Origin of the sequence: Oceanobacter kriegii DSM 6294 (assembly GCF_000422845.1) — a bacterium.
GTDB lineage: Bacteria > Pseudomonadota > Gammaproteobacteria > Pseudomonadales > Oceanobacteraceae > Oceanobacter > Oceanobacter kriegii.
The window spans coordinates 157704-170891 of record NZ_KE383934.1; the positions used below are offsets into that span (position 1 = coordinate 157704).

The window sequence follows — 13188 nt, forward strand, 5'->3', positions numbered from 1 at the left end:
AATATTTGTCCAGACGCCAGACGAAACGCTTACAACTGCGATTGCATATCGTGGAAGGCGCGTACCAGGCCGTTGGTGGAGCCATCGAAGTGTTCTGGAATCTGGTCGCTTTCCAGTGCCGACAGCACCTTGCCGCCCAGCTGTTTGCCCAGTTCCACACCCCATTGGTCAAACGAGTTGATGCCCCAGATCATGCCTTGGGCGGCGACCTTGTGCTCGTACAGGGCAATCAATGCGCCCACCACTTGTGGGGTGGCTTTCGGGAAGTACAGGGTGTTGCTTGGGCGGTTGCCTTGAATCACTTTCTGGCGCGCCAGCACCATGGCTTCGGCTTCGCTCATGCCACCATTCACCAGCTCTTCCACGGCTTCGGCTTCAGATTTGCCTTGCAGCAGCGCCTGACTTTGGCTCAGGCAGTTGGAGACCAGCATAGCGTGGAAGTTGTCGATCGGGTTGTGGCTGCACATCGGCATGATGAAGTCGCACGGCGAGAAGTGGGTGCCCTGGTGCAGCAGCTGGTGGAAAGCGTGCTGGCCGTTGGTGCCAACGCCGCCCCAGATCACTGGCCCGGTGTTGTAGTCGACCTTTTGGCCATCGAGGGTGATGGATTTGCCGTTGCTCTCCATGTCCAGCTGTTGCAGGTGGGCTGGCAGCGAGCGCAGGTAGTGGTCGTACGGCAAAATCGCGTGGGAGTTCACGCCAAAGAAGTTGACGTACCAGACACCCAGCAAGGCCATCAGCACCGGCATGTTTTGCTCCAGCGGGGCAGTGCGGAAGTGTTCGTCCATTTCATGGGCGCCGCGTAGCAGGTCGCGGAAGTTGTCGATGCCAATCGCCAATGCCAGCGGTAAGCCAATGGCTGACCACAGTGAGTATCGACCGCCCACCCAGTCCCACATCGGGAAGATGTTTTCTTCGGCAATACCAAATTCAACCGCTTTTTCGACGTTGGAAGATACCGCGGTGAAGTGTTTGCTCAGGTGCTCTTCCAGGCCGCCGTTGCGCAGGAACCACTCGCGGCAAGCCAGCGCATTTTTCAGGGTTTCCTGGGTGCCGAACGATTTCGACTGAATAATAAACAGCGTGGTGGCCGGATTCAGACGTTTGAGAATCTCGGTAATGTGGGTGCCGTCGATGTTGGCCAGGTAATGAATGTTCAGGCCGCTGTCCCAGTAGGGCTTCAGGGCGCTGGAAGCCAGTTTTGGGCCGAGGAAGGAGCCGCCAATACCAATGGAAACCACGTCGGTAAATGGCTGGTTGTTGTAACCGCGCCATTGGTTACGGCGGATTTTCCAGCAGAACTCTTCCATGCGGGATACGGTTTCACGAATCTCCGGCATGATGTCTTCGCCGTCGACCATGATCTGACGGTCGCTGAAGTTACGCAGGGCGGTGTGCAGGGCCGGGCGGTTCTCGCTGCGGTTAATGGCTTCGCCGCTGAACATGGCGTGGATTTGTTCGGGCAGGTCGCGTTGCTCGGCCAGTTGCAGCAGCAGCTCCATGGTGTCGCGGGTCACCCGGTTTTTGGAGTAATCCAGGCTCAGGCCTGCGGCTTCTGCGTGAAAGTGTTCGAAGCGATTTGGGTCTTTCTTGAACCAATCCAGCATGTGCTCGTTGCCGACGGTTTGGTGGTGCTGCTGGAGGGCTTTCCAGATATCTGACTGAATCAGGCTGCTTGCCAGAGTCATAGTGCTTCCTTGGGATTTTTGAATTCTCTTTTGGTCGTCGGCCAGTATACGAGAGCGGCCGGTATGGCCGCAAAAGCCCATGGGCTCTGGGATTGGATGACACCGCTGTCATTGGCAAAAAGATGAAAAATAAAGGGTTTGGCTGGGTTTTGTAGATCGGGAAGTTTGTAGGAGCGGATTTATCCGTGAGTGTGGGGTGAAGATGGGCGCAAGCGCACCATCCTATGCATACGTTGCTGTTCGTGGATTTGGGAATAAAATCCTGCTGCATAACATTCGATAGGATGGGCACTCGTGCCCATCAGCGGTAAACAAAGCCCACAAACAAAAACAGCCAGTGGCGTTACGCGCACTGGCTGTTGGGTCATTGGCTGAATGCCAATGCGGCAAGGTTGTTACTGAAATCAGGCAACCTGTACCGGAATGTCGAAGCTGGTGTGGCTGACGCTGTTGTCTTCGTTCATGTACAGCATTTTCGGCTTGAAGGTTTCCAGCTCTTTCTCATCGTAGTTGCCGTACGCGGCAATGATGATCTTGTCGCCAACGTCTGCCAGACGGGCAGCAGCACCGTTGACAGAAATAATTCCGGAGCCGTCTTCGCCACGAATGATGTAGGTGGTGAAACGGTTGCCGTTGGTGATGTTGTAAATCTGGATCTGTTCGAATTCGCGCAGGCCAGTCATTTCCAGCAGCGCACCGTCGATGGCACAAGAGCCTTCGTAATCCAGTACTGAGTGTGTAACGCGCGCCTGATGGATTTTGGCTTTCAACATAATGGACTGCATGCGAACCCCTTTTTTATAAGTCTCTTCGGTTTGACGATTCCGGTTCTGGCTGTTGCTGTCAGGCCCATGACACCGGTCGCCCCCTTGTTTTTTCTGATCAATTATTGATCCGTTTTCAAAGGGGGCGTGAGTATGCACTAATCGTTTTTGGTGATCAATGTTACGGAAATGTTGTCGATCAAGCGGGCTTTGCCAAGGAACGCGGCCCCCAGAATCACCAGCTTGTCACCCACTTTGGGGGCGTCGGCAATGCTCAGGTTGGCAGCATGGCGCACTTCCAGGTAATCGGGTTTGAAGCCGGCTGCTAGCAGTTGCTGTTCGGCGGCGGCAATCAACTCAGCCAAAGGCTGCTGCTGTTGCAGGCCGTTGCCGATGGCCGTCAAGGCCTGATACAGAGCCGGTGCCGCTTCGCGCTCGGACTCGGTCAGATAGCCATTACGAGAGCTCAGTGCCAGACCGTCGGTGGCCCGGGCGGTGGGCACGGCGACGATGGTCAGCGGCATATTGAGGTCGGCGACCATTTTGCGAATCACCGCGACTTGCTGGAAGTCTTTCTCACCGAAAAAGGCGAGGTCTGGCTGCACCATGTTGAACAGCTTGGTGACCACAGTGGCTACGCCGTCGAAGTGACCCGGACGGCTGCCGCCGCACAAACCTTCAGACACGCCCGGTACGCTGACCGTGCTCTGGATTGCCTGACCGGCAGGGTACATTTCGTCGACATCCGGCGCGAACAGCAGGTCGCAGTCGGCGCTGACCAGTTGCTCCTGATCGGCTGTCAGGGTGCGCGGGTAACGCTCAAGATCGCTCTTGTCGTTGAACTGCAGCGGGTTAACGAAAATGCTGGCAACGGTAAAGCAGTCTTGCTGTTTGGAGGCCTTGATCAGGCTGATGTGGCCAGCGTGCAAATTGCCCATGGTGGGCACAAAGCCGATGTCTTTACCGGCTTTGCGAGCAGCACGAATTTCCGCCCGCAAGGCGGCCACAGTATGAATGGTTTTCATCAGGCGAACTCATGCTCCGCAGATGGAAATGCGCCACTGCGAACTTCGTCGCCGTAGGCTTGCAAGGCTTGCTGAACGGTGCGGCCTTCGGTCATGTAGTTTTTGACGAAGCGGGCAACGCGACCGGTGTGTAGGCCCAGCATGTCGTGGATCACCAGCACCTGGGCGTCGGTGTCCTTGCCCGCACCAATACCAATTACAGGCACGCTGACGGCTTCGGTGACACGCTTGGCCAAACCGGACGGCACGCATTCCAGCAGAATGATGTCGGCACCGGCGTCGGCCAGGGTAATGGCAGCGTTTACCAGTGCGTCAGCACGTTCCTGATCACGGCCCTGAACGCGGTAGCCACCCAGCTTGTTAACCGCCTGAGGCGTCAGGCCCAGATGCGCACACACGGGCACACCTTGCTGCGCCAGCACGCTGATCAGCGGTGCCAGCCATTCGTCGCCTTCAATCTTGACCATGTGGGCACCGGCTTGCATCACGGCGCGGGCAGCTTCCAGACCAGCTTCGACGGTGCCGTAGCTCATGAACGGCAGGTCGGTCATGATGAATGCCGGAGTTTCGGAACGTTGGTTACCACGGGCCACACAACGGGTGTGGTAAGCCATTTCTTCGAGCGATACCGGCAGTGTGCTGTCGTTGCCCTGCAATACCATGCCGAGGGAATCGCCAACCAGCAGGCACTCGATGCCTGCGTCAGCGGCCAGCTGCGCGAATGTCGAGTCATAGGCAGTGAGGACTGCAAACTTCTCCTGTTTGGCTTTGCGGCCTTGCAGGGATTTCAGATTGACTGGGGACATTGTTCTCTCCCGGTGCTCCAGCTCAGATTTGTGGTCGCTTATGGTGCGGATTGGTGCCAGCAAGTCAATATTACCTTGGTAATTTTCCTTGGAAGGCAATGATGTCGGTGGTTATTTGATCGACAGTTAACGCACTTGGGCGCGATTGACGAGTTAAAGGAAGGAATCTTTCAGATATCCGGCCGGCCCATGATCACCAGCTCATCCTGGTCTGCCAGTCGTTCGGCGTGTTGCTGCACGCGGTTGCCGTCGGCCAGCATCAGCGCCGGGGCCAGTTCGGCCAGCGGCAGCATGACAAACAGGCGGTTGGTCATTTCAACATGCGGTACGGTCAAGCGCTCGCTGTCGATGCGCTGGTCTTCGACCAGCAGGATATCAATGTCCAGTGTGCGCTCACCCCAGCGGCGCAGTCTCACCCGACCCTGACCATTTTCGATGGCTTGCAGGGCGTCCAGCAAGTCCAGCGGCTGAAGGTCGGTCTCGATGCAGGCAACGGCATTCACATAGTCCGGCTGATCCTGTGGGCCAACCGGCTTGCTGCGATAAAACGACGAGTAGCCCGTCAGGGTGATATCCGGGTGCTGTTTGAGGGTTTCCAGACAGGTTTGCAGCTGCTGGTATGGCTCATTGAGGTTGGCACCCAGCCCGAGGTAACAGCGGATCATCCGTTGTTGCGCCGGGAGCTGCTGGAACGACGGCTACTACGGCGCTTGCGCGATGGACGGCGCTCGTCGCGGCCACTGCTTTCGTGGTTGCTGCCTTCGCGGCTGCTGCTGTTACCACTGTCGCCACGGCTTGAACCACTGGAGTTGCGTTCGGAACGACGAGAGCGACGCGGCTGTTCCGGTACGCCTTCCTGTTCCTGATAGTCGGTCCACCACTGGCCGATGTTATCCAGCTGTTCGCCAGACTGCTCGCGCAGTAGCAGGAAATCGTAGGAGGCACGGAAGCGCGGGTGTGACAGCAAATCCTTGCACTTGCGGCTGTTGATTCGTGGCAGGCGCAGCTGCATTTCCCAGATTTCCCGCATCGGGATCGAGAAACGTTTTGGAATGGCGGTGTGGCGAATCTGCTGAGCCAGCACGCGGTCGGCGGCTTTCTGCATCGCCGGGTGTGGCGGCAAACCGGAGGCTTCGAATTCCTTGCGCACACGTTCAACCTGAGGCCACAAGAGTGCGGCAAGGAAGAAATACGGTGTTACCGATTTACCCTGACCAATGCGGGCATCGGTGTTACGCATGGTGTTTTCGGCCAGTGAGCGGGCAAATTCGTCTTCCTGCAAGCACTGCTCGGTGCCCGGGAAAATATGCCCGAACAGCTGATAGTCACGCAGCAGTTGCAGGGTGTCGAGCGCCTTGCCAGCCAGAAACAGCTTCAGGCATTCATCGAACATGCGTGCGGCTGGTACTTGCAGCAGCAAAGGTGCCAGCGCAGGAATTGGGGCTGCGGTTGCAGGAGACAGCTGGAAGCCTTCCAGCTTGCCCATAAAACGAATGGCACGCAGCATTCGCACCGGGTCTTCGCGATAGCGGGTTTCCGGGTCGCCAATCAAGCGGATTTGACGGTTTTGCAGATCGTGCCAGCCACCGGCGTAGGCGTACACACCAAAGTCGGCAATGTTGTAGTACAGCGCATTAATGGTGAAGTCACGGCGCATGGCGTCTTCTTCACGAGTGCCGTACACGTTGTCGCGCAGGATCATGCCCTGGTCACCGGTGGCAGCAACCTTGTCGGAGTGCTGTTCGGTTGGCGGTGCGCGGAAGGTGGCAACCTCAATGACTTCACGGCCAAATACCACATGAACCAGCTTGAAGCGGCGGCCAATCAAACGCGAGTTGCGGAACAGCTTGTTGACTTGCTCCGGGGTCGCGTTGGTTGCCACATCAAAATCTTTCGGTGACATACCCAGCAGGGTGTCACGCACGCCACCACCAACGAGCAGGGCTTCGTAACCGGCGTTGTGCAGTCGATACAGAACCTTCAGCGCGGCATCGCTGATCTGGCTGCGGCTGATGGAATGTTCATCCCGGCTAATGACTTGCAAGGTGTGATCGACCTGCGGCTCGTCGCCCGGCTGAAAGATGTTTTTGATGAAAGAAGATATTCGCTTCACTGAGGCTCAGTTGTTTTGTCGCGTAAGAAAGCAGGGAGTTTACCAGTGCAACGGTGAATATTGCCAATTGGGAACAGACTAATTGCGACGGTTGGCGGAAGCAGAAAACAAAAAAGCCGCTCGTAGCGGCTTTTGTCGGGAGGCCCTTTGTTCTTTTTGTTGTTTTGTCCCTAACGCTCGGACTGGAGATCCACTCTTTTGAATGTTCAGTACCGCCTGTTTTTATTTTTATCAGCGGTACCAGTCATTCGAAACAGTTGGACGGGCAAGCCCCTAGTTATTTTTGTTGTATGGGGCAGTGCCGTGACGAGTGCTTGTTATTTTTGTTGTTACTCGTGTTACCGAACCGGTTGTTATTGTTGTTTTAGGTTCGTGCCAGAGTTATTGCCAGTAGCGTGCCAAAAAACAAAAAACTATATAAAACAATGACTTATGGTTTTTCGTTGGCCCGTGTTACGTCGTTGTGGCCTGATTTGTTACCTTTTTTTGGGGTGTGGGGTAACAGCGGCGGTAGCAGGTAACACTTTGGGCCAAAGGCAACCAACCGTGCCAGCCGTGTGAATTTTTGGAACTTTGGGTGGAGAACTTTGGTGTTGTCTCCTACGAGCTTCTTAAAAACTCGGTACCCACTTTGGATAACAGGGCGATTCTGAGTCACGAAGTGCTAACAGGAGACGTAGAGCTAGCAGAAGACGTAGAAGCAGGAGCAGTAACAGCAGCGGTTACAGAAAGAGTAACAACAGGGGTAACAAAAGTAGCAGCGCTTCGGTAACAACAAATGCAGGGGGAGGCTGTTCTTTGAGCTTTCAAACTATCCGCGTGAAAGTAAGGGTAAAGTACGGGGAAGTTTGCCTCTGGCGAATAGAAGGCTCGACGTGCAGCTGGCTGAGAAAAGGATGAAACCTGGGAAAGTGGTGCTCCAGAAATAACAAACCCCGTGTGGTGTGCACGGGGTTCTGGAGAGAGCAAAGAGTCTTCGTTTTCCAGGCCAATTGTTATTTTTATTGGTGGCCCGTGGCTGCTTGGCTCCTTGTTATTTTTATTTGGTGCTGTGCAGCTCTTGTTCTTGAATTAGTTATTGCCATCCCCGTGCCAAAAATGAAAAAACCTTTAAAAACAGTGGTTTATGTTTTTCGCGTTTACGCTTTGAAGGGTTTTGTTACCAAGCCCGAAACTTTGCGTAACACTTTGGGGGTGTGCCAGGTAACAGAGCGGGCTGAAAAGTAGCACTTTGGTACAAGTCATTTCGTGTCGGTGGGCGAAGGCATAGCCAGAAGCAGTGAATAGTCGCTTGGTAACTGATACATGACCCGGGAGCGTTGATGTTTGGTTGTGCAGTGCCCGGCTTGGTGTGGTCTGAATGACGTGGGTTAAGTGGTTTTGACCTGGATTTGTCTGAAGCGGAAGGATGAAAGGTTGGGGGCGTTCGGTTTAGGCTGCTAGCTGAGGCTGAAAGTACTCTGAATTTTCAATCCCCCAGAAAGAACAAACCCCGGGTCCTTTCGGAGCCGGGGTTTGCGAGAGAGTTTTGACTTTTTCTTGTTCTGACACTCGGCACTGCGATCTTGTTTTTGTTTGGCAGCGCTAGTCGGTTGGCTGGGTATTATTTTTATTTCCAGGAACCGCTCTTGTTGTACGTGAATGATTAGCTATTTGTGTGCCAATTCTGTTTCTAAACTTACAAAACAATAAAAAACTCAATAAAAACAACGACTTATGGTTTTAAATTTGAATGGTTAGAAAAATTCATCATTTGTGTTTGGTCCGAAATGTTACCGAAAGTGTTACCTGGGGTAGCGCATGGATTGCTACTTTGGGTGTATGTGGGTAACACCTTGTGGCGTAACACTTTTTGAAGTCCACGGATCTAACGTGGGTTAGTCCCTTGGTAAGAGGCTTGTGATGAGAAACTTTTGACGAGGGGCCTGTTGTGAATAGCTTCTGGTGAGGAGCCTTTGGTTAGACGCTTCAGGAAAGAGGATTGGGAAGAACCCGCGAGTGGGGAGCCGTACGGGAGGTACTGAATAACCGATAGGTGTTCTATCGGTTATTCAGAGCGGGCAGAGCAGTTACCGAGGTGTTACTTCTTCTTGCGAGGAATACCCAGCCGTTGGCGGCGTTCCCACAGGCTCTTGCGCGAAATGCCCAGTTTTCGAGCCAGATCGGTTTCGGTCATGCGGCTTTCGTTATCCAACACAAAGTGCACGAAGTAATCGTCCAGCGACAGGTCGCCCTGGGCTTGCTGCGGGTTGCTCTCGGGCTCCGGAGCATTGTTGTTGTCGACCAGGTTTTCACGCATGGCTTCGCTGATGTAGCGGTCTGGTGACAGGTCGATGCCTAACAGGTCGGCGCTGATCTCGTCGTCGTCGGCCAAAATCACCGCACGTTCAACGGCATTTTCCAGCTCACGCACGTTACCCGGCCACTGGTACTGACGAATGGCGTTAACGGCAAAGGCGTCGAACTGCATGGGCGGCTGGTTCATGCGCTGACAGGCGCGAGCCAGCATGTAATTGGCCAGCTCGACCACGTCTTCGCCACGGTCGCGCAGCGGTGGCAGGGTCAGTTCAACGACGTTCAGGCGGTAGTACAAATCCTCACGGAACTCGCCATTGGCGGCCATTTCCTTGAGGTTACGGTGGGTAGCAGCAATCAGACGCACATCCACTTTGATGCTTTGCACAGCGCCGACTCGGCGAATCTCACTTTCCTGTAACACCCGTAAGAGACGCGCTTGGGCTTCCAGTGGCAGTTCGCCAATTTCATCCAGAAACAGGGTGCCACCATTGGCGGCTTCTACCAGGCCCTGACGCTGGGCGGCAGCGCCGGTAAAGGCGCCTTTTTCATGGCCGAACAATTCGGATTCGAGCAGGGTTTCTGGAATAGCGGCACAGTTTACCGAAATCAACTGGGCACCCTGGCGGCGGCTTTGTTCGTGCAAGGCGCGGGCAACCAGCTCTTTACCAGTACCGGATTCGCCATGAATCAGTACGGTGGCGTCGGTTGGTGCAACCTTGTTGATTTTACGAAACAGCGCCTGCATGGCATCGCAACTGCCGATGATGCCATTGCCATTTTGGTCAGCAGGTTTGCTGGCACCGCTATTGGTTGCAGCGGCGGCAGCCGGGCTGGCCTGGCTGTCGGCCTGGGCTTCGTTCATGCGCGCGGCCGGGTCGATACGCGGCTGGGCAAGAATCTTCTTCACGGCCTCAACCAGTTCGGTGTGATCGAACGGCTTGGCGATGTATTCCACGGCGCCCATTTTCATGGCGTCTACGGCAGAACGCAGGCTGGCATAACTGGTCATGATCAGCACCGGGGTGCTGCCTGCCAGTTCAATCAGATCGGTACCTTGACCGCCCGGCAAACGCAGGTCGGTGATGACCAGATCGTATTCTGGCAATTTGTGCTCACGAGCAGCATCGATGCTATCGACATCCGTCACTTCAAAATTGTGGCGTTGCAGCAGGCGGCGAACAGACTGACGAATGATGGCTTCATCTTCGACAACCAGAATACGACTCATAGATTCTCTTCCATCCTGTTATCCGGCATGTAGCGAGGGAGACTGACTTTAACACAAGTGCCGCCCTCGTCATCCAGCGGGCTGATGATCTGCACCTGCCCATAATGTTCTTCAATGATGCTGTACACCAGTGCCAGCCCAAGGCCGGTGCCTTTGCCCACTTCCTTGGTAGTGAAGAAGGGCTCGAACACCCGCTCCTGCACCTCAGCAGGAATGCCATGGCCCTGATCGACAACGCGCAGGGTCACCTGATGCTGGTCAGCATCGGCGCTGGCGTTGATCTGTTGACCGGGTTGGCTGGCATCGCGGGCGTTGCTGAACAGGTTGACGAACACCTGTACCAGTCGTTGCGAGTCACCAATCACCAGCAGGTCCTGCGGGCACTGGTTTACAAAGGCGATGTCCTGACTGCGCTTGCTTAAACGCAGTAGCTGCATGGCGTCTTCGATGCACTGATACAGATTGACTTCTTCGTGCTCGGTGCTGTGGTTTCCAGCGTGAGCGAAGTTCATCATCGACTGCAAAATGCGGCTTACCCGTTGGGTTTGCTCGCGTATTTGCTGGCCAATTTCAATCAGCTCGGGATTGTCAGTTTCGTATTCAATGCCCTGAGCCAGACAGTCGATGCCGGTGATCGGGTTACCAATTTCATGGGCCACGCCCGCCGCCAGCCGACCAATGGATGCCAATCGCTCGCTGTGAATCAGCTCGCGCTCCAGCAACTGGCTGTCGGTTTGGTCTTCCAGCAACAGCACTGTGCCTTCTGGCTGGCCGTTGGCGCTCTGGATGATCGACTTATGCAGTGTATACCAATGGGGGCGGGCACCCAGGTCGACACGCTTTTTGTGCTCGTGCAAGGTCGAGCCTCTGATAAAACGACCGAGCAGTTCGCCCCAGGGGGCAGGCAAATGGTCGACCAAGGTACCGGACACCCGTTCGGCGGTGAGTCCGGTCATTTCGACCATAGCCCGGTTCCACAGCAGGATTTCACCGTCTTCTGCCAGAGAGCATGCGCCCAGTGGTAGTCGCTCCAGTGTTTGACGGTGGAATCGGCGCAGATGATCCAGCTCGCCAGCCAGCCCCGACAAGCGATCGTTGAAGCCTTCCAGACGTTGTTCAATCAGGTAAATGTCGTTGGACAGTGGCGGCCCGTCCTGCAATGGCAGGTAGCGGCGAATAATGTCCTGCGACACGGTAGGGCCAAGCAGGTTGGCAAGGTTGGCTTCCAGTCGCACCCGCAGCCGACGCAGTTCGTGTGGGCGGTCTTCATACCCCGGCAAGCCGAGGTCTTTCAGCGCCTGATGCACTTCGCGTTCGGCCATATAGCGGCCCAATGGTCGGGACAGCGCCAGAATCGCATCGTTGGAGTTTTCTGCTTCCAACAGTTGCATGCTGGGGCGCTGGGCGGCAATCACACAGGCTTCGGCGGTACTGAGCTCAACGTCGGTCGGTCGGCGCAGTTTGCTGACTACAAAAAATAGCCCGAGGTTCGCCATCACACTGGTCAATGCGATGTGATACCAGTTGCCCTCATTGGGCACTGCCAGCCAGTTCAGGTAAGGGGTTTTATCAAACAGGAACGGCAAAAACAGTCCCATCAGCCAAATGGCCATGCCCGCGCTCAAACCAATCAGGAAGCCCGGTTTGGATGCGCCGCGCCAATACAGCAAGCCGGCAATGCCTGGCAAAAACTGCATGGCCGCGCCACAGGCCAGAATGCCCAGTCGATTGATGTCCAGATCGTTGGAAAACACACTGTAGAACACCATCGCGGCGGTCAGGATGCAGAGGATCAGGATGCGGCGGGTCCACAGCAGCCAACGGTAGAAGTCCTGTTGTGGAGTCGGCTGGTAATTGGGGAACAGCAGGTGATTCAGCAGCATGGCGGAAATGGCCAGTGTCATCTGAATGCTGACACCGGTGGCAGCAGACACCCCGCCGAGGAACACCATCAGGGCGATGGCGCGATTGTCGGTATCCATGCCCAGCGCCAGCGAAAAGTACTCCGCCGGGGCAGATTGCCCGGTGATCACCCCGGACCAAAGCAACGGCACTACGCTGATCGACATCGCCAGCAAAATCAGCGGGAAGGCCCAGCTGGCCAGACGCAAGGCGCGGTTACTGACGTTTTCGGTAAAGGTAATGTGGAATGTATGTGGCATTGCCACGGTAATGGCCAGACACATGATCAGCAGCGCCAGCCAGGAGCCATTTGGCGGAGCTGCCGGTCGTTCAAGCAGGTAGTCGTGAGCGGAGCTGAGCCAGCTGCCACCAAACGTGGCTTCGGGTAACACGTTGAACACCAGAATGGCACATAGGGCCATCACCGCGACCAGCTTGACCAAGGACTCCAGCGCCAGGCTGAACACCAGCCCTTCGTGGTTTTCCCTCGGGGTCATCTGGCGGGCACCGAACATTATCGTCAGCAGCAGGATCACCACCGCATACCCCAGCGCCAGTCCTTGCTTGGGGGCTTCCGGTGCCAACATGCTCATGGTGTCGGCAACCGCCATGATTTGCAGCGTCAGCAGCGGTAACACCACCCCTAGCATGCACAAACTGACCAGAATACCGGCTGCCTTGGAGCGATAGCGGAAGGCCAGCAAGTCGGCTAGCGAGTTGAGCTGATAGCGCCGGGTAATCCGCAAAATGGGCCGCAGCAGCACCGGTGTTAACAGGAAGGCCCCGGCCAGACCGCCGAAATACGCGAGATAGCCGTAACCATAAAGCTCGGCCAAAGCGATGCTGCCGTAGTAACTCCAGGCGCTGGCGAAAACCCCCAGCGACAGCATGTACACAACCGGCTGCTGCACCCAACGGCGGGGCACCCAGCCTTTTTCAACGGCATAGGCACTGAAGTACAGCAGTGACAGATAACCAACCAGAATGAAGCAGAGCAGGCCTAGGCTGAAGGTCATTCAGAAATTCCGAAACGGGCTTGGGGGTAACATCGGCGTCAAAGTGGCCGAACTCAAACAACCAAGAGTAACACATTGGTGCAGATATAAGCGTTGGCCGCCCGGAGGGCAGTTGAGCGCGGTTGTTGTGGGAGCGGATTAGCGGGTTGAATAAATACTCATGTATGTCGGATAAAGACGCGCAGTGGCGTGTTTGGGCCGTCCCTTTGTCGGATGGCGCAAGCTTATCCGACCTACGAGTTGCCTAGTAATTGTGGGCGGTGTTTAACGGAAACAGCGTCAGTTTTCATGAGCGTTGACTGCTGTAGGAGCGAATTTATTCGCGATGGGGTCATCGAGAGCAAGCTC

Annotated in this window: 8 protein-coding genes; all 8 read right to left on the reverse strand. The window is 55.6% G+C overall.

Annotation, left to right across the window (positions count from 1 at the left end; genetic code table 11):
- Nucleotides 1–29 precede the first annotated feature (29 nt).
- Nucleotides 30–1688 (reverse strand): glucose-6-phosphate isomerase, encoded by a 1659-nt coding sequence (pgi, locus tag G516_RS0119525; protein WP_028295071.1) that lies wholly within the window; start codon nucleotides 1686–1688, stop codon nucleotides 30–32.
- A 404-nt stretch (nucleotides 1689–2092) separates the two neighbouring features.
- Nucleotides 2093–2473, reverse strand: coding sequence for an aspartate 1-decarboxylase (gene panD / locus G516_RS0119530; protein WP_028295072.1), 381 nt, complete (start codon nucleotides 2471–2473; stop codon nucleotides 2093–2095).
- A 137-nt stretch (nucleotides 2474–2610) separates the two neighbouring features.
- Nucleotides 2611–3477: a pantoate--beta-alanine ligase gene (gene panC / locus G516_RS0119535; RefSeq protein WP_028295073.1), complete on the reverse strand. Its 867-nt coding sequence runs from the start codon at nucleotides 3475–3477 to the stop codon at nucleotides 2611–2613.
- Entirely contained in the window at nucleotides 3477–4283 is an 807-nt protein-coding gene (gene panB, locus G516_RS0119540; RefSeq protein WP_028295074.1) for a 3-methyl-2-oxobutanoate hydroxymethyltransferase, read from the reverse strand. Before panB ends, panC begins: the two co-directional genes overlap by 1 nt.
- 170 nt (nucleotides 4284–4453) lie before the next feature.
- A complete protein-coding gene (folK, locus tag G516_RS0119545; protein ID WP_028295075.1) occupies nucleotides 4454–4948 on the reverse strand; it encodes a 2-amino-4-hydroxy-6-hydroxymethyldihydropteridine diphosphokinase in 495 nt (164 codons plus the stop codon).
- Nucleotides 4945–6396 (reverse strand): polynucleotide adenylyltransferase PcnB, encoded by a 1452-nt coding sequence (gene pcnB / locus G516_RS0119550; RefSeq protein ID WP_245582701.1) that lies wholly within the window; start codon nucleotides 6394–6396, stop codon nucleotides 4945–4947. Before pcnB ends, folK begins: the two co-directional genes overlap by 4 nt.
- A gap of 2080 nt (nucleotides 6397–8476) precedes the next feature.
- A complete protein-coding gene (locus G516_RS0119555; RefSeq protein ID WP_028295077.1) occupies nucleotides 8477–9922 on the reverse strand; it encodes a sigma-54-dependent transcriptional regulator in 1446 nt (481 codons plus the stop codon).
- Nucleotides 9919–12840, reverse strand: a complete 2922-nt coding sequence (locus G516_RS0119560; protein WP_028295078.1) for an ATP-binding protein — start codon at nucleotides 12838–12840, stop codon at nucleotides 9919–9921. The genes G516_RS0119555 and G516_RS0119560 overlap by 4 nt, the downstream gene beginning before the upstream one ends.
- Nucleotides 12841–13188 lie beyond the last annotated feature (348 nt).

Bases quoted from the DNA above. Each gene is read 5' to 3' on its own strand.
- panB (WP_028295074.1), bottom strand. From the start codon at position 4,283: ATGTCCCCAGTCAATCTGAAATCCCTGCAAGGCCGCAAAGCCAAACAG.
- pgi (WP_028295071.1), bottom strand. From the start codon at position 1,688: ATGACTCTGGCAAGCAGCCTGATTCAGTCAGATATCTGGAAAGCCCTC.
- G516_RS0119555 (WP_028295077.1), bottom strand. From the start codon at position 9,922: ATGAGTCGTATTCTGGTTGTCGAAGATGAAGCCATCATTCGTCAGTCT.
- panD (WP_028295072.1), bottom strand. From the start codon at position 2,473: ATGCAGTCCATTATGTTGAAAGCCAAAATCCATCAGGCGCGCGTTACA.
- G516_RS0119560 (WP_028295078.1), bottom strand. From the start codon at position 12,840: ATGACCTTCAGCCTAGGCCTGCTCTGCTTCATTCTGGTTGGTTATCTG.
- panC (WP_028295073.1), bottom strand. From the start codon at position 3,477: ATGAAAACCATTCATACTGTGGCCGCCTTGCGGGCGGAAATTCGTGCT.
- folK (WP_028295075.1), bottom strand. From the start codon at position 4,948: ATGATCCGCTGTTACCTCGGGCTGGGTGCCAACCTCAATGAGCCATAC.